Below are 18,738 nucleotides of genomic sequence, written 5' to 3' on the forward strand. Positions count from 1 at the left end.
CAGTTAGCATAGGGAAATCTAGCTAATATAGGAGTGGATGATGTCCGCTAAACCCTCAGTTTTTAAAAGGATCTTAATCGGTTTGTGGAAAGGCCTTAATGGTACTCGCAAGCTAATACTTAATCTGTTCTTTTTCGGTTTCCTCGCGCTCATTGTGGTTGCCATGAGCAGTGACGAGCTGCCTACCGTTGAAGATGGCTCTGCGTTAGTGCTCAATTTATCCGGCACTGTAGTAGAACAGTTACGTCAAGTTGATCCCATAGAAGCAGTGATGAAAAGCAATCAAGGCGCCGATGTTGATGGTGAGATTTTACTGGCCGATCTGTTACGCACCATAGATAACGCCGCCACCGATAATCGCATAGCCGCAATTGTACTCGATATTGGTGAACTCAGAGGCACGGGGATCAGTAAGCTGCAAAGTATCGGTGAAGCGTTAGAGCGCTTTAAAGCATCAGACAAACCGATCATTGCCATGGGCAACTGGTATGGCCAAAATCAATATTTTTTAGCCTCTTTTGCCGACACCATTTATCTAAATCCACAAGGTGGAGTTGAAATTGATGGCCTAAGTCGTTATCGCCAATATTATAAATCGGCGTTAGACAAACTTAAAATTAAGGCACATGTGTTTCGGGTTGGCACCTTTAAATCGGCGGTTGAACCCTTCGTACGCGATGATATGTCAGCAGCAGCCAAAGAAGCTAACAGCGCCTTACTTAACGATATTTGGACCAGTTACGAGCAAACGGTTGCCCGTAATCGCGGTCTTGAGCAAAGTGATTTAGTGCTCACATCTGAGCAGTACCTTGCCGAGCTAGATAAAGCTAAGGGCCGCTCGGCAGAAATGGCCGTGAATATGGGCTGGGTCGATAAACTGGTCTCGGCTGAGGCCTTTCGTTTAGCCATGATAGATAACGTGGGTAAAGCCAAAGAAGGTCATCAATATAAGCAAATAAATTATTACGATTACCGCACGCTTGTAAAAGAGTTACCACCTCTGATGATACAAGACACTGTTGGCATCATTGTGGCCAAAGGCAATATTCTTAATGGTAGTCAACCTGCTGGCCAAATTGGCGGTGAAAGCACCTCAGCCCTGCTGCGTAAGGCGCGCTTTGATGACAAAGTCAAAGCGGTTGTGCTACGTGTCGATAGTCCTGGTGGTAGCGCGTTTGCCTCTGAGCAGATCCGCCAAGAAGTGCTCGCACTGAAAACCGCTGGTAAGCCGGTGGTTGTCAGTATGGGCAGTTATGCGGCTTCTGGTGGTTACTGGATCTCGGCCAGCGCCGATTATATCTTTGCCACGCCAACGACCCTAACAGGCTCTATTGGTATCTTTGGTATGGTTGCCACATTTGAAGATTCACTGGCTTCCCTTGGCGTGTACACCGATGGAGTGTCAACATCAGACAGAGCTGCATTCTCTGTCGCTAAAGGCATTAGCCCTGAGTTAAAACAGATCATTCAACGCCAAATTGAGCGCGGCTATTATGACTTTATTTCACTGGTCGCCACTGAGCGCGATATGGAATTGGCCGAGGTCGACAGCATCGCCCAAGGTCGTGTTTGGTCTGGTAAAAAAGCCCTCGATTTGGGATTAGTGGATGCGCTCGGCGATCTCGAGCAAGCCGTAACCAAAGCGTCTGAGCTGGCTAAACTGGATAAGTTTGACACTCGCGTGATTGAGCAAGAGCTCACACCTCAAGAACTATTTATTCAGGAAATGTTCGCCAGCGTTGGCGCCTATTTACCTGAATCGGCATCAAACAGCCAGTTAGCAGATAAAATCATCGGTCAATGGAGCAAATTTGCTCAAGAGTTCAGTGCCTTTGACGACCCAAATGGCGTGTATCTCTACTGCGATACCTGTAATTTTTAACCTCACAGATCTTGACCATTAACGACAAGTGTTAATCAAAAAGCCCTCGCATTTTCGCTGGGGCTTTTTATTCCTCCTCACCATTAATCATGCCCATAAGACACGGCAATAGGTCATATTGCCGTCTCCATGTGGTTCAGCTGTGGGTATGTTAGCGCCTGCAGATTTTTGGTAACGCCACACTCAGACAGAGAATCACCAAAGTAGAGGCGGATTATGGGCAATTGCTAAGCGCTTACCTGCTATAACCTTTTTTATTAATGCCAACCCCAGTATAATCGCGCCACCCTTGCGATTAACCAGCCACCATTATTATGACAAAACGCTCAATCTACGTTGCCTACACAGGCGGTACCATCGGCATGCAAAAAACCGATAACGGCTTCGCGCCGGTACCAGGGTTCTTAACCGATTGTGTTAACGATATGCCGGAGTTTTTCCATGCAGAGATGCCCAGCTTTGTCATTCATGAATATCAGCCGTTAATCGACTCATCCAACATGGCGCCCAACGATTGGCAGATGATCGCCAATGATATCAAGGCTAACTACGACAAATACGACGGATTCGTGATTTTGCATGGCACTGATACCATGGCCTTTACCGCCTCGGCACTCTCTTTTATGTTACAGGGACTCACCAAACCCGTGATTGTCACCGGCTCGCAAATTCCATTGGCGCAGTTGCGCTCCGATGGGCAAACCAATTTGCTTAATGCCTTGTATATCGCGGCAAACTACCCGGTGGCCGAAGTGTGTTTGTTCTTCAATAATAAGCTGTTTAGAGGCAATCGAACCACTAAGGCCCATGCAGACGGTTTTGACGCTTTCGCCTCGCCTAACTTTCCGCTGTTAATTGAAGCCGGGATTAAAATTCGTCTGCGCGCAGGCAAGATCAGCCAATCACAAGCCAATACCCTTAAAGTGAACAATATCAGCCCGCAGCCGATTGGCGTGGTCACCTTGTATCCAGGTATCACCACTGCCATTATCGACAATATTTTACAGCAACCGGTTAAAGCGTTAATTTTATTAACTTATGGCGTGGGTAACGCGCCGCAAAATCCTGAGTTGCTCGACTGCTTACGCCGCGCGAACGAACGCGGAGTGATCTTAGTTAATTTAACCCAATGCATGCAGGGAAAGGTGAACATGGGTGGCTATGCCACTGGTAATGCGTTGGCACAAGCGGGGGTGATCAGTGGCTTTGATATGACCACCGAAGCGGCGTTAACCAAACTGCACTATTTACTGTCTACCGATTATAGTACGGCGCAAATTCGCGAAATGATGCAGCGGGATCTGTTTGGGGAGTTAACCGAAGATTAAAAAAATGCCCCTAATTATGGTTAAAAACTTATGTTTAAAGACCAATGGTTAGGGGCATTATTTAATTATAATTCTTCGGCTTTAAACGCGGCGATGCTCTCGCCTTTAAACTGTTTTTTAAGCTCTGCTTTAGACAGCTCGTTTAAGGTGCCTTGGTTACCTATGGTAAAATGGTCAGTTTGATTTAACCTTCTTGCCTGATAGAGCATCACCAGTTGTAAGGTTTGCTCTTTTTGTTCATCAGACAACACACTGCCATCATCCCACTTGCCCAATTCAGCAGCGCTTAATAAGCGCGCATACACTTCATCTGGCATCTCATCGATTACTTTATTAATGTCACTCATACACTTTTCCGTTTATGTAATACTATTCGCACTCTGGCAATGAGGTAACCCACAAACCCAAACACTACGCACGCACCAGCAATGTTGGCCTGCGCACCTTCGGCAGGCTCTCCGCCCCAAAACCAAATCACCACCCCAGCGATGAATAATGTCATAGCAAAAAAACTATGATTCATTAACTGGTTACTGCGTTTAATATGGCTTATCCGATTAAGCGATTCATTGTCACCACTGGATTTAGCTGCGCAGTGAGGACACGTTTTCGCTAGGCTGGATATGCGCTTATTACAATTTGGACATTGTATTAACGCCATATCAGCCCTCCATTACTTAATATCGTCAACCACGGCCAACATGGCCAACAACGAGGCTTCACCTAAATAGATACAGCGCTCTGGCGACCAACCCGACATAGGATCAGCCATATTCGCATTATCTTTAAAGGGCATTTCCAAGGTATTGGACAAGCAGCCAAAGGTTTCGGCTACCCAGTTTGAGGCAACCGTAAGATTCGCCTTGCCCGGCTCATCTTTATCGTAGCCAAATTTATCTTGAAAATCGGCGCTGGTCAGTAGCAAAGCATCGACAAAGCGACGCTGTAACTGCGCCATCTTATCGTTAAAGCACGGCACGCCTTCGCAGCCGGCCAAAAACACATAAGGTAAGCCTTCATCACCATGCACGTCGTAATATAAATTCACCCCAGTTTGCTGCATTTTGTTCACAACATGATACACCTCGGGGCTTTTCTCCAGTGAAGGGGTTTGCCATTCGCGGTTAAGGTTGACGCCCGCAGCATTAGTGCGTAAATGGCCTCTAACGCCGCCGTCGGGATTCATATTCGGTACTATGTAGAAATTAGCTTTGTCTAACAATGCCTTGGCTGTCGGGCAATCACCGTCGAGTAAGTTGGTCAGCAGGCCTTCAACTAACCACTCGGCCATGGTCTCACCTGGATGTTGGCGAGCGGTGATCCAGATATTAGCTTTATCGGGATCTTCATCGCCGACTTTGACTAAGGTTATATCGCGCTCATCAAGTGTGAGGCCTAGATGCTCTAGCGACACCAAAGGATGTACTTGAACGGTGCTGAGCAGATCTTGGTGACGCTCATAACTGTATGGCGCGAAATAGGCGATTTGAATAACGTCACAATCGAGTTCAACCTCAATGGTCAATTTACCGTCTTGATAACGGGTTGGCAGACGAAACCACTGCTGGCGATCGTAACTGGCGACGGCTTGGTAATCTTCCCAACCCTTGGTGTAAGATGCCGAGCCGGCATTCATAATATTAAGGGTATAGTGTTGGCCGACAGTGCCCTGCAACTTAAAGTTAAACCACTGAAAAAATTCCCCGCCTTCATCTGGTCTGATCGCCAGCTGTATATCATTTATATTATCTTGATTGATGACATCAATATTACCGCCATCGAAATTGGCACTGATCCGCATATCCATTCCTTCATATTATGTCGCCGCATAGGGCAGCGTTGTTATCTGAAATCACTTATCAATCAAATGCACTCACTACACGATGAGATTAAGCTCACGCCGACACCAAGAGTGGGATCAGGCCTGATGAATGGTCATGTGCCGTTATATCCATGATAAAACGCATAACGGATTAACAATCTATTTTCACCAGCAAGCATGCCATAGTGACCCGATGTCATAATGACCGATAATAAGTACGCTTGATATTAATGCCCATAGGATAAACTAAATTGGCTCACTTTCGCAGTCGCTATCACAAAAAAGCCGCCAATCTTGATCAAATACACCGCTTAATTGGCAAAACTGTACCCTTGTCCCCGTACCGTATTAATCATGCTTTTGGGCAGATTGGTCTGGGCAAGTTTTCGACGCGTATTGCTGATGTGCATATCGAGGTTACGATCGAACTGACCTAACTCTTTTTTGAGCACTGCACGTTGTAACTCCTGCTTGGTGACCACTTTGCCTTTACGCTCAAACAGGTATTTGATCAAATTAAACTCTGTGTGTGTCAGGGTGACTCGGCGCTCATCCACTTCAATACTGTAATCGAGTTCATTAAAGTTCATTTGCTTAAACATACAGCGTTGTTGTGGCCGAGGTTGGGTACGGGCCAGTTGAATACGACGCTGCAACGCGGCGACTCTGACCTGTAATTCTCTGGTGCTAAAGGGTTTTGCGATAAAATCGTCGGCACCTAGCTCGTAACCTTTAATTCGAGTCTCTTCATTATCATTAGAGGAGATAACAATGACAGGTAAGCTATCGCGGCGAGATTTTAAGAACGCAAAGCCATCTGCACAGGAAATATCAATATCGAGTATGATAAGTTCCGGCTGCAGCTGTTCAACTTTGTCTAGCGCTTCTTTGCCATTATTGGCATGGTCAATTTGACAAGCTTGTGAATACAAGGCTTGAGCCACGATCTGTCTTACGCTCAGATCGTCATCGATAAGTAACACCCTGTCCATCTACGAACCTTAATGATAACAATTATCATTAAGGTTACATCTTTTAAGTATGCGATGCCATTACTTTTTATACGTAGTCGTGGCTTTTAAGCAAGATTTAATCACATCGTGATAAGGCTCACACCATTTGCCCTACCCTAGACTCAAAGTAACCCACAGTAGCGACACAACACTTGTATATAAAACACCCACCCCATGCAGGCACTATTAAGCTCTCAATATTAGGCAGGCTGGCGATAATAGGTAGGTTATCGACATATGGCGGCCATGAATATCAGCAGCCAATAAGCTCTACGGATACAAAAAGGGCTAAAAGCACTAAGTCCACATCAACTCAGAACAAGAAAAACAGTCAAACTACCCATAAAACTCCCATAAAAAAGCGGCCTCAACATTGCAATGTTGAGGCCGCTGCTATAGCAAGATTAATGCATATTAAGCCGTTACTGCTGCGCTAACATCAACTGACGAATGTATTTTACTGGCGCACTGCCATAACTTAAAAAGGTCTCATGGAAAGATTTAAGGTCAAACTTATCCCCCTCGACCTGCTTTAACTCTTCTCTAAAGTCATAAATCTCACGGTAACCGGCATAATAACTGGTTAATTGCACTTGGCTCAATGTCGCTCGGCGCCATTTACCTTGCGCCTCGGCTTCCTGCTGAAACGCCTCTTGCGTCATCAGTGCTATCGCTTCAGCCTCTGTCATGCCTTTGACTTGGATGGCATAATCTAAAATGGTGTTGGCAATGACTCTCAGATTCCATTTGTAATACATTAGCCACATTTCTGGTTCAAAATTACCGTAACCTTCTTCCAGCATCATACGCTCAGTGTACACCGCCCAACCTTCGACCATAGCGCCATTACCAAAGAGGCTTTTGACTAAACTTGGCGACTCATTAGAATAAACTAACTGAGTATAGTGACCTGGGATCGCCTCATGAATATTGAGAACCTGTAAAATCCAGTGATTATATTCGCGTAGATAGCTTTCAGCAGACTCATCACTCATGTCATCGAGTGGCGTCACATTGTAATAAGTGTTGCTGGACTTTTCATAAGGCCCTGGGGCGCTAATAGAAGCCCCCGCAAAACCGCGCATGTATTCAGGTGTTTCACGCACCACTAACGGCTTGTTAGGATCTAATGTGACTAACTGTTTAGCGTTGACAAACTTAACCAACTGAGGAATTTGTGCACGCACCTCATCAACAAAGTCTTCCCGTTTAACATGTTTGGCCGACAACTTATCGATCAGCTGACGAGTCGCCACCGTACTGTCGCTTGGCATAGGCGTGGTAAAATAAGTCGACCACAACTGAGCGGTGATCTTGGCCATTTCAGCTTGAACGCGATCTTTATCGGCTAACGCTTTCTCATACAATGCCTTTGCTGTCATGCCTGACTGAATATCAAAGGCAAACTTTTGCTCGTATAGCGACTCACCAATCCTAAAGCTACGCGCGCCCTCTTTTTCAAGCTGACTTTCTAATGACTTAAGCCATTGTATATGTTCATTAATGGCGCTAGTTGCCGCGTTAAAACGACTAACAAACAGTGCTTTTTCTTGCTCGCTTAATCCTGAGCTTTTAACCGTGCCTAGCAGTTCATCAGAAAAAACCGCAAACGCCCCCTCATTTTGCATCACAGCCAACTGAGTATGCTCAAGGGTAGGATTGTTAATGTTAGCGCGCGCGGCATCGTAATAAGCGGGAACATTTTCCATGCGGCCTAAAAATGAGCGCAGGCGTTCATCGAGCGGCGCAAAATCTTCATTGATGATCTGCGCAAAGCCACCAGCGACATTATAAGCCGAGGGATCCCATTGCCATGATTTAAAGGTCTCTATCTCCCATTTATCCCGCAGTAGCAAATTTTCAATCAGGCGATAATCGATCAGTTGACTCGCCGACAGTGATTGCGGCTCAAACTGCTGGAGTAGCGCCAACTGGTGTTCGATAAATTGCAGCGATAGCGCACGATTAGCCGCATTCGGTACTTTTAACTGTGCATCATATTGATGGTAGCCACTGTACAATGCCCACGTTGGTGACTCCTGCCAAAGTGCGTCGATAAATTGCTGTGAAAACTGCTCAAATTGATATTGTGTCGCTTGCGTCATGGCAGGCTCACTCGGTGTTACAAGCTGATGCTGACAGGCAGTCAAACCGCCTAACGCGAGCACAACGGCCGCAGCGAGAAAGGATTTTTTCATCTTGGCTTCCCTAATAGGTTTTAGTTTATTGTTCTAGTTTATTTTGATTTTTTAATCATTTGGCGCTGTATTTGTCTTTAGCACCAAACTGATGCTTATCTGTAAGCGTTACTGACTCACACTTTTATCACCATGACTTGCGTCAAAGATAAATCATAAGCGGCATTGCTAGTGGTTGGCATTAAAGAGATAACAGCAGGACTTCAACCTTTGCCTAAAGCCCGCGTGACATAACGTGCTAAACCTACTAATAGCCAATTACCCATGTGTTCTATACAGCTTAATTTAGGTCAAACGCCGCCAGAGTTAATCACGTTAGCGGATAAATTGCAGCTAAAGGGTTAATATTGACAAAGATTGTTACAAAAAACCTACTCAATCTACAGCCTATAATCAATGCCTTACAGTGGCTATCAGGCCTCCCCCCTTTGTCGATACAGCCCTTTGTTGATATGGCCACATTATTGCTATAGATCGCAAAATTGATTCTGCCAGTACACTTGAGTGTCAGGTCAGAATCAGGCTCAGCTTTATTTAAGGCTCTAGCTGACCCAAAGCCCAATTGTAATAAAGAGCTATTCAATTAAATGCTTTTGATTAAATGCTTTTGATTAAATACTATTTAATCAAAAGCGATTCAATCAAGCTTATTGCAATAAAAGCCCTATTGATAAAGCACTTGCAGTGCGATCCATGATGACTGCAGTAGCCAAGCGCACTAGCCTAAATGTTGCTGGCACCAGGCTTTCACGTCGGCAAACGGATAAGACTCTAACACGGCAAAATTAGGATCGCGGCGTAATTTAAGTTTGGTAAATAAAGGCGTGGGTAAACCACATAAGGCACGGGCTAACATATTGGCATCGGCTCGATCGCCTAATAGGCGCAGCAATCCGTCACACAGCGCTGCAAAAGGTTTGCTCGCAAGTGGCGTCAATCTGGTGTTATGGGGTAACACGGCCGCACCTTGTATACATACCGAGCAATGACCACAGTCTTGCGTCAACTGTTCATCGGCAAAATAGGCTGACAATCTGCGGGTTAAGCAATGGTCACTGCCTAGCATATCAACCATGGCTTGGATCCGCGCAATCTCACTTTGCTCTTTACGTAAAAACTGCAGATGTAATTTCTCAACTAAAGCATCAATATTTTGATCAAACTCAAGCAGTTGATAAACCTCGGTCATTTGCTTAGTTTGCAATTCTATCAAGCCTTTCTCTTCAAAATAATTGATAGCAGATACTGCCCGGCTTCGGTCACTCGGATAATGCCGATTCAGCGCATTAAAATCGATGGTATACCAAATTCTGGCTTTATTAGCACTAGAGAGCAATGCGTGCACAAATGCCTGACGCTCACCGCTAAAGCGTGCAATAAGCTCGTCTTCGCTGCACAACAACTTAAAACGGTATTCGGCGTAATAGCTAAAAGCGGGTTTGATCACCTCGAGCATCTCTAAATACACCAATAAGGTTTTTAAGCTTAAAAGGCGCACATTAGATTGCATTGAGAGAGTATTGAGCATCACTTCCCATTGTGACGACTGTTGTTTGGCTTGTACGATTTCATGTAACACAGAAGCGATACCTTGTTTATCGGGCGTATCCCCATACACAAAGTTTTGTAACACATTAAGGTTATCGGTGTTGGCAAGGACTAAGCAGTCAGATGGTAAGCCATCGCGTCCGGCTCGACCTATCTCTTGAGCATAGTTTTCTATCGACTTAGGCAGATCATAATGCACCACAAATCGTATATCTTGTTTATCGACCCCCATACCAAAGGCGATCGTCGCCACAATGATCGGGCAATTTCCGGCCATAAAATCGCGCTGTATGGCTTGACGAATATCGCTGTCCATCCCTGCATGGTAGGCTTTAGCCGCTATATTGGCGCGATTAAGCGCACTGGCCACTTGCTCGGCACTTTGCTGTAACGTGACATAGACAATGCCGTGCTGACCTTGACGAGGTCGTAGCCAGTCAATCAACGTTGCTAGCTTATCTTCGCTGCTCACCCCTTTAACATTAAGGTGTAAATTGGCGCGATAAAACCCGGTTAGCGCAATATCATCACGGGGAATGTTAAATTTAGCCCCCATATCCTCAATCACTTGTGGTGTAGCCGTCGCCGTTAACAACAAGGTTTGAGGAATACCAAGATCACGTTGATATTGAGGTAGTTTTAAATAATCAGGCCTAAAATTGTGTCCCCACTCTGAAATACAGTGGGCCTCATCGACCACCAGCAATGAGATAGGCACATTGGCGATAAATTGCCGAAAGCGTTCATTGTTAAACCGCTCAACAGAGATCATTAAAATCTTAATCTGACCTTGGCGGATCCCTGCCATAACCGCTTGGGTTTGTTCATGGGTTTGGGTGGAATCAATACTTGCAGCCGCGATGCCTTTTTGATGCAAAAATGCCAGTTGATCTTGGATCAAGGCCAATAAAGGAGACACCACAATCGTTAAATGCGGTAACGCTAACGCGGGTAATTGATAGCATAAAGACTTACCCGAGCCAGTGGGGAAAATAGCCGCTGCACTGCGACCAGCCATAATGGTTTCAACCACTTGCTGCTGACCAGGACGAAACGTATCGAAGCCAAAATACTGTTGTAAAAGTTGCTGCACAATAAAAGCCTATTACTGAGGGCCCGCAAAGGAAGCCAGTCTGCCTAGCCTATCTTGAATAGGCAAGTACCATTAAGAATCCACTTATTTACATCAATGAAAACTTAGCCACTATAGGGTTGTGATCTGACGCCTTAGTTTTAAATGACTCGGCTTCAATTAGCGTTAGGCCGCGATAATAAAGATGATCAAGCGGTAAACCAAAAACCCTATGCCTATGATCAATATGATACTTAGCTTCTTTTAACTTAAGCCGCTCTGTGAGTTGAGCGACAACCCGCAAACGTCCCTCACGCCAGGTATTAAAGTCACCGGCAAGCACCACTGGCCCTTGATGTAGCGCCACTTTTTTAATGATCTGCTCCCACTGTGCTTGGTAAGTATCAAGGCGCCAATCAAAATTCACCCCATGCAAATTAATCACCAATAAGGATTGATGGTTCGAAAGCCGGTATTGTGCAATCAAGGTCGATTTGGCAAAGCGGATAAGCGGCTCAGGGGCTTGAAAAGCACAGGCTTCATAGGCCGATTGCCAGGAGATGTTCATCACCCCCATAGGCACATTCAACCATTTAAAGCCTTTCGCCATCACCACATGTTGTTGCTGTTGTTGTAAATAACCAGCAAAACGGCGTGTTAAGCGTGCTTCTTGTAATAGCACTAACTCGCTTTGAGCAGTCAGTTGTTGCAACACCGCCTGCCATTGAGGTTTTTGTTGTTTATAAATGTTCCACACCGCAATATTGAGCAAGCCATCTCTGTCCAAAGGCTCTGAAGTGCTCGTCTGCTGGCATTGCGATACAAACATGGGCTCAACTTGGCTCATCATCACCTCGGCACTTCCATTAAGTTGTTGTACTACAACAACATAAAATAATGGCAATAGAAGCATTATAGCCCCTAAGCCTATTTTTACTCGTGTTGAAACCAATCAATTTCCTTACTTAAGCCTATAATTCACTCAAATTTATGTGTATAGCTACGTTTTATTATGATAAATCAGTACAATCAAGCATAGCGTGCTCTATTACAACAACCAAGGCTAAGTGCCACACAATTATGGAAAATTTTTATCAAATACTCACCATTGCGGGCGTACTACTCTATTGGTTAACGCTGGGCGCGGTAGCGGTACGCGTGGTAATTAAACGTCGCACTATAGGGGTGTCATTTTCTTGGTTACTGGTTATCTACTTTCTTCCCTTTATCGGTATTGTCGCTTACATGCTGTTTGGCGAGTTACACTTAGGAAAATCTCGAGCCAGTCGTTCTAAAGCGATGTTTAGACCTTACGGCCAATGGTTTGCCAAGCTGTACCAGCATCCTCAACACCAACCGCACTGCCAAAGCCACTATGGTGTTTCTATTAGTCAATTGTGTGACAGCCAATTGGCCATCCCCTCTTTAAGTGGCAATAATCTGATACTGCAAAACACGCCAGAACAGATTTTAAACTCAATCATTGCCGATATTGATGCTGCTAAAGAGAGCATCATCATGGAGTTTTATATTTGGCATCCCGGTGGTAAAGCCGACAATGTGGCCCAAGCCCTGATCAGTGCAGCGCTGAGAGGTGTGAAGATAAAGCTCTTGCTTGACGCTGCCGGTAGTCGCCCGTTTTTCAAATCTAAATGGCCCAGCCAACTGCGTAGTCACGGCATTCAAGTCGTCGGGGCTTTAGCCGTGAGCCCGCTAAGGATGTTCTTTCGGCGTCTGGATTTACGCCTACATCGAAAAATTGTAGTTATCGATAATACCATTGCCTATACCGGGTCAATGAACCTCATCGATCCGAAATACTTTAAGCAAACCCAAGGTGTTGGCCAATGGATTGATGTGATGGTACGTATCACAGGACCTGTGGTGCCGGTTGTCAGCGCTGTTAGCGCATGGGACTGGGAAGTAGAAACCAACCAGCGCGAGTTACCGCAGCAACCTATTGATGGGCATCTGTTACCCTGTTCAACCTCTCTGGTGCAGGTGATCCCATCGGGTCCGGGCATGCCAGAAGAGGTTATCCATCAAGTATTACTGCAAAGTCTTTATGAAGCTCGGCGTAAAATTGTTATCACAACCCCCTACTTTGTGCCCAGTGAAAACCTACTCGACGCGCTGGCTACCGCTGCCCACCGCGGTGTTGATGTGAATATTATCATTCCACGTAAAAACGACTCCACCATGGTGAAATGGGCCAGTCGTTCTTTCTTTGGTGAGTTGCTTAAAGCGGGAGTGAAAATTCATCGATTTAATGGCGGACTGCTGCACACCAAGTCGGTGGTGATCGATGACGAACACTGCCTTATCGGCACCGTTAACATGGACATGCGCAGTTTATGGCTGAACTTTGAGCTCACGCTTGCTGTTGACGATGTCGTCTTTGCCGCTAAATTAGCGCAATTGCAGCAACAATATATGGATGATGCCGAGCAGCTCAATTTAGCCCGCTGGCAAAATAGAGCGCTTTATAAACGCTTCATTGAACACGTATTTTATCTATTTAGCCCCTTGTTATGATGAGTCAATAGCATTGGCTGTCTATCACAGTTGTCAATTACTGTTAGCTGTCATCAGAGAGCCCCTTGACACTCAACTGTCACACTCAGGGTAATAATTGCAGGGGGTATTGATGTGTGACTATTCAGTGCTTGGATATTAAGCAGTCGATTTTTATGCACTTGACACTGAGCTATTGATATTGGAGCACCATGAAATTACAGCATTTTTGATAAGTTAGATGTTTGAGCTCTTGGTTATTTGAACACTTGGGTATTCACGCTCTTGCATATCAAAATACCCAGATACTGAGATACTGAGATACTGAGATATTATCGTTTATCTTTTAGCCAGCCTCCAGAGTTTATAAACTCTGCAGACTTAACCCGATAGTACCTTGTACGGTTAACGCTTCAATCTAACAGTGGGCTAAGTATCTCTAAGATGACTAACATCATCGCATACATTGGTCAATTTAAGGCAAAAAAATACCTGCACATGGCAGGTATTGTTAAAACTTAAACTAAAATGATTAGTTTTGTTTTCTGACAAACTGTGACTTCAACATCATTTGACCGTTGCCATCAACTTTGCAGTCGATGTCGTGATCACCATCAACGAAACGATTAATAACCGCTTTAGTGCCGACTTTAAGCACCAGTGAAGAGCCTTTCACTTTAAGATCTTTAATCAACGTGACCTTATCACCTTCGGCCAATAAGTTACCCACGGCATCTTTCAAGATGATGGCATCTGGATCAACGATCTCTTCGTTCGGATTCCATTCATTAGCGCACTCAGGGCAGATCAATAACGTGCCGTCTGAATACGCATAAGGAGACTCACATTTTGGACATGGTGGGATTATATCGCTCATCACTAATTCTCTTTAATTTACAAAATATAACGGTCAAAGCTTTATCAATAACCATAATCGTCTAGCATACATGATGCCTTTGACGCTTGCTCTGACCATAAATGATAATAGTATTATAATAAAATTATCATATTTCAGCTAGCCAACTTTGATTTCTATGCCGTAAAAGTAAATTAACCTCAGATCGGTTTAACGTAACACTGAAATCACGTTGAATTCTGCTGATGTAATATTGAGTTGTGGCTTATTCTCTTTGAGTTGATAAGCCACTAAACCTCCTATCACATTAAGCATGAAACCATGTACGCTGCGGTGCCGCGTATGCTCTATTTGTGAGATGTTTTTTAGCTGGTCATTGATTGTTTCGATAATAAATCGTCTAGAAAGCATGGCTCTATCCCATAATGATAAAGCCTTTGCTTTCATGTTTTTACGCACGTTATTAACGATAGTTACCCCACGTTCTAATAGGTCGCCTGCTAACGCTTTGCCGATATACCCCTTATCAGCATAGAGTTTATCCATTGATTCAACGACCATACCTTTTACGGGTTTCGTGTCATGCACATTCGCAGGTGTTATTTTGGCTGCAACGATGCCACCTCGATGGTTCACAATAAGATGAAGTTTAAAACCATAGAACCAGCCCATCGTGCCTTTTCCTCGGCTGGCGAGACCTGCTAGCGTTTTATGCCTTGGAATTCGTAAATTATGACAAACCTTAATGCTCGTTGAGTCAACGAACTCGATGCCTGTCGGTTCGCTTTTTAAAGAGGAAAAATAACTGCACATTGGAATGACTGTACTCGGCATGACTTCAAGAAATCGAGTGTAGCTGAGTAAGTTTGGAAAATCAGATTTGTAGAAACGAGCCAGATATCCTGTGTAAAAATTCTTGAAGTCACGATGATTAGACATATGGAAGGCAATGATAATTGTCATAATTTCACTCATCGTCATTCTGCCAGCGCGCTTACGCTTGCGGGTTCCATCAGTTAGACACTGTTGTTCCCATTGAGGAATAAAAGCATTACAAAAATCATCGACATCACAAAATACATCCACTAAATTATTCATATGCCCTCTGCGTGATTGATTAATCTTGGTCGAGAGATCTGATCACAAAGAGGGCTATTAGTTCAATTTCTTATCCCGAGTTCAGGTTAAATTAACTTCTCACTTTTGGATTATGCGTCGGTGTTTGTTGACCATAACTCACATCATGCTGCTCAAGATAGCCACGAATAAGCTGGCGCACCACTTGTGATGGGGTTAAATCTTGAGAGGCACAGAGTTGCTCAAAAGCTTGCTTCTTGGCAGGATCAAGTAATACGGTAAATCGTGCTGTTTTATTTTCCATTGAGTAGACCTACACCTAAACATTATCATCTGATTATAATCAATCACTCCTTGAATGCCTACCGTTGTTACACGTAAATCTGATTCGGTTAGCAAGCTGTTTTGCCTTAGATTCTGTTTTAGCACTCATTATTCAAAGAACAATAAATAAGCCTAACCGATTTGAAAAATTTTAAGCTGTGCAGATAATGGGCTTAACGAGCAATACTGAAGAAAAAGGCTTTAGGCTCCAAAGCGACAAGTGAACCAGTAATCAACTGATTGAGGCTTTTACAGTTAGAGAGGAAGTAGTGGCGATTCACAAGCAATAAGGAGTCTATGCCCTGTCTAGTTTTGAAGTGTGAAATTGTGATACGAAAAAAACAGACGGAAGCATCGAATTTGCCCCCAAAATGCCCCAAAGCAGAAACGGGAACCAGTAAGTTACTGATTCCCGTTCTTTTAATTTGGCGGTGAGAGAGGGAGTCGAACCCTCGATACGTTACCGTATACACACTTTCCAGGCGTGCTCCTTCGGCCACTCGGACATCTCACCGTAGCATTAGCGTTATCGGATCTTTAAGATTCGATGCGGCCAACGGAGCGACACTTTACGCAAATCACTAAACTGGGTCAAGCAATAAAACAACTGTGTCAAGCATTTGCGTAATAGTTCACCAGTTTTCTTGTTTCCCAGCCCTATTCTGGTTTGGATCTGACGAAAGTGTCTAATATCTGTGGTGTACAACATGATGCATATGCAAGCAAGCTGATGAAAACCTAAATCGCCCGCCCTACTCGCTACTCAGTGAGTTACTTAAATTTACTCACGAGTTGTGACATAGCGCTGACATCGTTAAGCAAGGCTTCGTTTAGCTGACTGAGCTTATCGGATACATCATGAGTATTACGATAAATCTCACTTATCTTCATCGCATTTTGATTCACCTCTTCAGAGACTGCCGACTGTTGATGAGTTGCCGCTGCAATTTGCTCGTTCATGCTATCGATAACACTGACTTCATTCACAATACGCACTAATTCTTCACCGGCACGACGAGACTCGACAACACTAATCTCGGCACGCGCCTTGCCCGCTTCCATCGCTTTTACGGCGAGCAGTGCGCCACGCTCTAGACGCTCTGTCATGCTACGAATATCTTCTGTCGAAGTTTGAGCTCGTTGAGCCAGATTTCTGACTTCATCGGCCACCACGGCAAATCCACGTCCCATCTCACCTGCACGCGCTGCCTCTATCGCGGCATTGAGTGCTAATAAATTGGTTTGCTCGGCAATGCCGCTGATCACGCTAAGCACATCGACAATCCCTTTAATATCTTTATCAAGGTGGTTGATTGCCTCTGCAGCTTCATCTATTTCAATCGCCAGTTGATTGATTGACTCAGCCGTACGCTCTACTTCTTGGCTGCCCTCTTGAGCTTCTTTATTGGCTTTTGCCGACGCTTCTGATGCTTGCACCGCATTTTGAGCAATCTCTTGTACCGTGGCACTCATCTGTGTCATGGCCGACGCAACTTGATCCACTTCGCTATGACCTTGAGTGACATCTTCGCGCATATTGCGCGCATAGCCTTCCATCTCTTGGCAGGCATCGAGCAAGCCTTTAGTGTTAGTGCGCACCGTGCCAATAACCGTTTCAAAATCAGCCATCATGTGGTTAAACGCTTGTCCCAATTGCGCGATCTCATCACGTCCAGATATGGCTACCCGTACGCTCAAATCATAATGTTGCTGCGATTCAGTCACTTTATGGTATAGGCTGCGCAGTGAACTATGCAGATAACGGCCGATGAGCAGTGACAATACAATGACAACTAAACCTGAGGTCAGCATCAACACGATAGCGCTGATCATCAAGGTGGTAGCTTGGGTCAAAGCTGCACGGGTATCAGTCAACAGCTCGTTGGATAAGCGCAGTTCAAATTGCCGCAGCGCTTCGATTCTCGCGGTCGACTTGGCAAACCATTGAGTCGAACTGTTAGCTTGTAGCTGTTGTGGGTCTTGGCTAAAGGCGATACTACGTAGCTGATTTACCTCGGTAAAAACCGAAGAATTAGCAAGTTGTTGATACGCGGATTTAACCTGAGGAGTCGCCAAAGCCAAGAAGCGCTCTTCATAGGTATTTTGCTCTGACACTAGTGTGGCAAATTTAAGAAACATATTCGGCTTAAAACTGGGGTTACCAAACGTAGAGCTCAGTACAGCCCGCTCGATTCCGGCACGTTCTTTCATCTGCAAATATGCCGCGAAACTAGCAGATTGAATGGCAATAGCGCGGCTATCTCCCTGTAAGCTGGCGTGGTCGACAATCGCTAATAATGCCGTATTGAGGTCGCTATAATACTGCACCTCCTCTGCCACACTAATGGTCTGTTGATCGATACGGCGGCGCACCTCATCGAGTTGACTCAGCATACTGTTAACGCTGTTCATCTGAGTTGCAAAATCAGGTGAGATCGCATGGTTTAAGGTAAAGGATCTAAATGTATCAACTTGTTGATCGCTTAGCTGACGTTGACTAGGCAACTTATCGGCAAATGCTTGACCTTTTGATCCAAGAAATCCGGCGCTCATGCCGCGCTCTTTTTGCAATTCATGGACTAAATTACTATTCACTTGTGAAAACTCAGCCAGAGTTTCTATTTGACTCAGTCCTTGTTGCATTTGGTATTGGCCATAAACAACGTATAAGCCAAAAAATAATGCCCCAAGAATAGGTGGCACTATCACCAGTAATAGCTTGTTTTTAATTGAAAGATTACTTATCCATTGCATATTCATGATTGGTTACCCATAACACCGCATTTTTTAAGCCATTGTATTGTCATTTGAGTAAGACGCTCCGGAATATTATCTGGTCAATCACTGCATAGCGCCTGGGTTTGTAAACACTAGCATGACATTTAAATGTCAGTAAAACATCAGCGACAGGCGCACCAAATGGGACTGTTTTTAGCACTTCAATCAAGCAAGCACAATTAGTCTCTGGTCTAGTACTGCGCCGAATTAGAGCAAATTTAAACATAAAAAAAGCGCCTTTAATGGCGCTTTATTTGCTTAATATCAAGTTTGCTCAGCGGTTGGATAATTAACTGCCTTATCGACCATTTTTAAACGGCAACTTA

Annotated in this window: 14 protein-coding genes and 1 tRNA gene; 3 read left to right on the forward strand and 12 right to left on the reverse strand. The window is 44.6% G+C overall.

What is annotated here, in order from left to right; translation table 11 throughout:
• Positions 1-40 precede the first annotated feature (40 nt).
• Entirely contained in the window at positions 41-1,882 is a 1,842-nt protein-coding gene (gene sppA, locus AC0VXX_RS09330; protein WP_475516982.1) for a signal peptide peptidase SppA, read from the forward strand.
• A 314-nt stretch (positions 1,883-2,196) separates the two neighbouring features.
• A complete protein-coding gene (gene ansA, locus AC0VXX_RS09335; protein WP_475514018.1) occupies positions 2,197-3,210 on the forward strand; it encodes an asparaginase in 1,014 nt (337 codons plus the stop codon).
• Between the two features lie 65 nt (positions 3,211-3,275).
• Here ansA and AC0VXX_RS09340 read toward each other — a convergent pair whose 3' ends face one another.
• From AC0VXX_RS09340 to AC0VXX_RS09370, 7 genes are all read right to left on the reverse strand, one after another.
• A complete protein-coding gene (locus AC0VXX_RS09340) occupies positions 3,276-3,557 on the reverse strand; it encodes a YeaC family protein (protein WP_110457665.1) in 282 nt (93 codons plus the stop codon).
• Positions 3,554-3,871, reverse strand: a complete 318-nt coding sequence (locus AC0VXX_RS09345; RefSeq protein ID WP_475514019.1) for a zinc ribbon domain-containing protein — start codon at positions 3,869-3,871, stop codon at positions 3,554-3,556. Before AC0VXX_RS09345 ends, AC0VXX_RS09340 begins: the two co-directional genes overlap by 4 nt.
• 12 nt (positions 3,872-3,883) lie before the next feature.
• A complete protein-coding gene (locus AC0VXX_RS09350) occupies positions 3,884-5,011 on the reverse strand; it encodes a M14 family metallopeptidase (protein ID WP_475514020.1) in 1,128 nt (375 codons plus the stop codon).
• A gap of 332 nt (positions 5,012-5,343) precedes the next feature.
• Entirely contained in the window at positions 5,344-6,024 is a 681-nt protein-coding gene (locus tag AC0VXX_RS09355; RefSeq protein WP_475514021.1) for a response regulator transcription factor, read from the reverse strand.
• 443 nt (positions 6,025-6,467) lie between these two features.
• Positions 6,468-8,243 carry a DUF885 domain-containing protein gene (locus AC0VXX_RS09360; RefSeq protein ID WP_475514022.1) on the reverse strand — a complete coding sequence of 592 codons (1,776 nt, stop codon included), beginning with the start codon at positions 8,241-8,243 and terminating at the stop codon, positions 6,468-6,470.
• 718 nt (positions 8,244-8,961) lie between these two features.
• Positions 8,962-10,884, reverse strand: a complete 1,923-nt coding sequence (locus tag AC0VXX_RS09365; RefSeq protein ID WP_475514023.1) for a RecQ family ATP-dependent DNA helicase — start codon at positions 10,882-10,884, stop codon at positions 8,962-8,964.
• Between the two features lie 88 nt (positions 10,885-10,972).
• Positions 10,973-11,776, reverse strand: a complete 804-nt coding sequence (locus tag AC0VXX_RS09370; RefSeq protein ID WP_475514024.1) for an endonuclease/exonuclease/phosphatase family protein — start codon at positions 11,774-11,776, stop codon at positions 10,973-10,975.
• A gap of 167 nt (positions 11,777-11,943) precedes the next feature.
• On the opposite strand from AC0VXX_RS09370, the gene cls reads away from it, so the two are divergent.
• Positions 11,944-13,398, forward strand: a complete 1,455-nt coding sequence (cls, locus tag AC0VXX_RS09375; RefSeq protein WP_475514025.1) for a cardiolipin synthase — start codon at positions 11,944-11,946, stop codon at positions 13,396-13,398.
• 511 nt (positions 13,399-13,909) lie between these two features.
• On the opposite strand, the gene AC0VXX_RS09380 is transcribed toward cls, so the two are convergent.
• The 5 genes from AC0VXX_RS09380 to AC0VXX_RS09400 all read right to left on the reverse strand — a co-directional run bounded on the left by AC0VXX_RS09380 (position 13,910) and on the right by AC0VXX_RS09400 (position 18,394).
• Positions 13,910-14,254, reverse strand: coding sequence for a zinc ribbon domain-containing protein YjdM (locus AC0VXX_RS09380; RefSeq protein WP_110457673.1), 345 nt, complete (start codon positions 14,252-14,254; stop codon positions 13,910-13,912).
• 189 nt (positions 14,255-14,443) lie between these two features.
• Positions 14,444-15,331: an IS982 family transposase gene (locus AC0VXX_RS09385; protein WP_475514026.1), complete on the reverse strand. Its 888-nt coding sequence runs from the start codon at positions 15,329-15,331 to the stop codon at positions 14,444-14,446.
• 91 nt (positions 15,332-15,422) lie between these two features.
• Positions 15,423-15,614, reverse strand: a complete 192-nt coding sequence (locus AC0VXX_RS09390; protein WP_110457674.1) for a CopG family transcriptional regulator — start codon at positions 15,612-15,614, stop codon at positions 15,423-15,425.
• Positions 15,615-16,060: 446 nt separating this feature from the next.
• Positions 16,061-16,148, reverse strand: a tRNA-Ser gene (locus AC0VXX_RS09395).
• Between the two features lie 257 nt (positions 16,149-16,405).
• Positions 16,406-18,394: a methyl-accepting chemotaxis protein gene (locus AC0VXX_RS09400; protein ID WP_475514027.1), complete on the reverse strand. Its 1,989-nt coding sequence runs from the start codon at positions 18,392-18,394 to the stop codon at positions 16,406-16,408.
• Positions 18,395-18,738 lie beyond the last annotated feature (344 nt).

Source organism: Shewanella sp. QJM3NY_23, assembly GCF_056173105.1.

Bases quoted from the DNA above. Each gene is read 5' to 3' on its own strand.
- AC0VXX_RS09350 (WP_475514020.1), bottom strand. From the start codon at position 5,011: ATGCGGATCAGTGCCAATTTCGATGGCGGTAATATTGATGTCATCAAT.
- AC0VXX_RS09390 (WP_110457674.1), bottom strand. From the start codon at position 15,614: ATGGAAAATAAAACAGCACGATTTACCGTATTACTTGATCCTGCCAAG.
- AC0VXX_RS09380 (WP_110457673.1), bottom strand. From the start codon at position 14,254: ATGAGCGATATAATCCCACCATGTCCAAAATGTGAGTCTCCTTATGCG.
- AC0VXX_RS09340 (WP_110457665.1), bottom strand. From the start codon at position 3,557: ATGAGTGACATTAATAAAGTAATCGATGAGATGCCAGATGAAGTGTAT.
- AC0VXX_RS09360 (WP_475514022.1), bottom strand. From the start codon at position 8,243: ATGAAAAAATCCTTTCTCGCTGCGGCCGTTGTGCTCGCGTTAGGCGGT.
- cls (WP_475514025.1), top strand. From the start codon at position 11,944: ATGGAAAATTTTTATCAAATACTCACCATTGCGGGCGTACTACTCTAT.
- AC0VXX_RS09400 (WP_475514027.1), bottom strand. From the start codon at position 18,394: ATGAATATGCAATGGATAAGTAATCTTTCAATTAAAAACAAGCTATTA.
- AC0VXX_RS09345 (WP_475514019.1), bottom strand. From the start codon at position 3,871: ATGGCGTTAATACAATGTCCAAATTGTAATAAGCGCATATCCAGCCTA.
- ansA (WP_475514018.1), top strand. From the start codon at position 2,197: ATGACAAAACGCTCAATCTACGTTGCCTACACAGGCGGTACCATCGGC.
- AC0VXX_RS09370 (WP_475514024.1), bottom strand. From the start codon at position 11,776: ATGCTTCTATTGCCATTATTTTATGTTGTTGTAGTACAACAACTTAAT.
- sppA (WP_475516982.1), top strand. From the start codon at position 41: ATGTCCGCTAAACCCTCAGTTTTTAAAAGGATCTTAATCGGTTTGTGG.
- AC0VXX_RS09355 (WP_475514021.1), bottom strand. From the start codon at position 6,024: ATGGACAGGGTGTTACTTATCGATGACGATCTGAGCGTAAGACAGATC.
- AC0VXX_RS09385 (WP_475514026.1), bottom strand. From the start codon at position 15,331: ATGAATAATTTAGTGGATGTATTTTGTGATGTCGATGATTTTTGTAAT.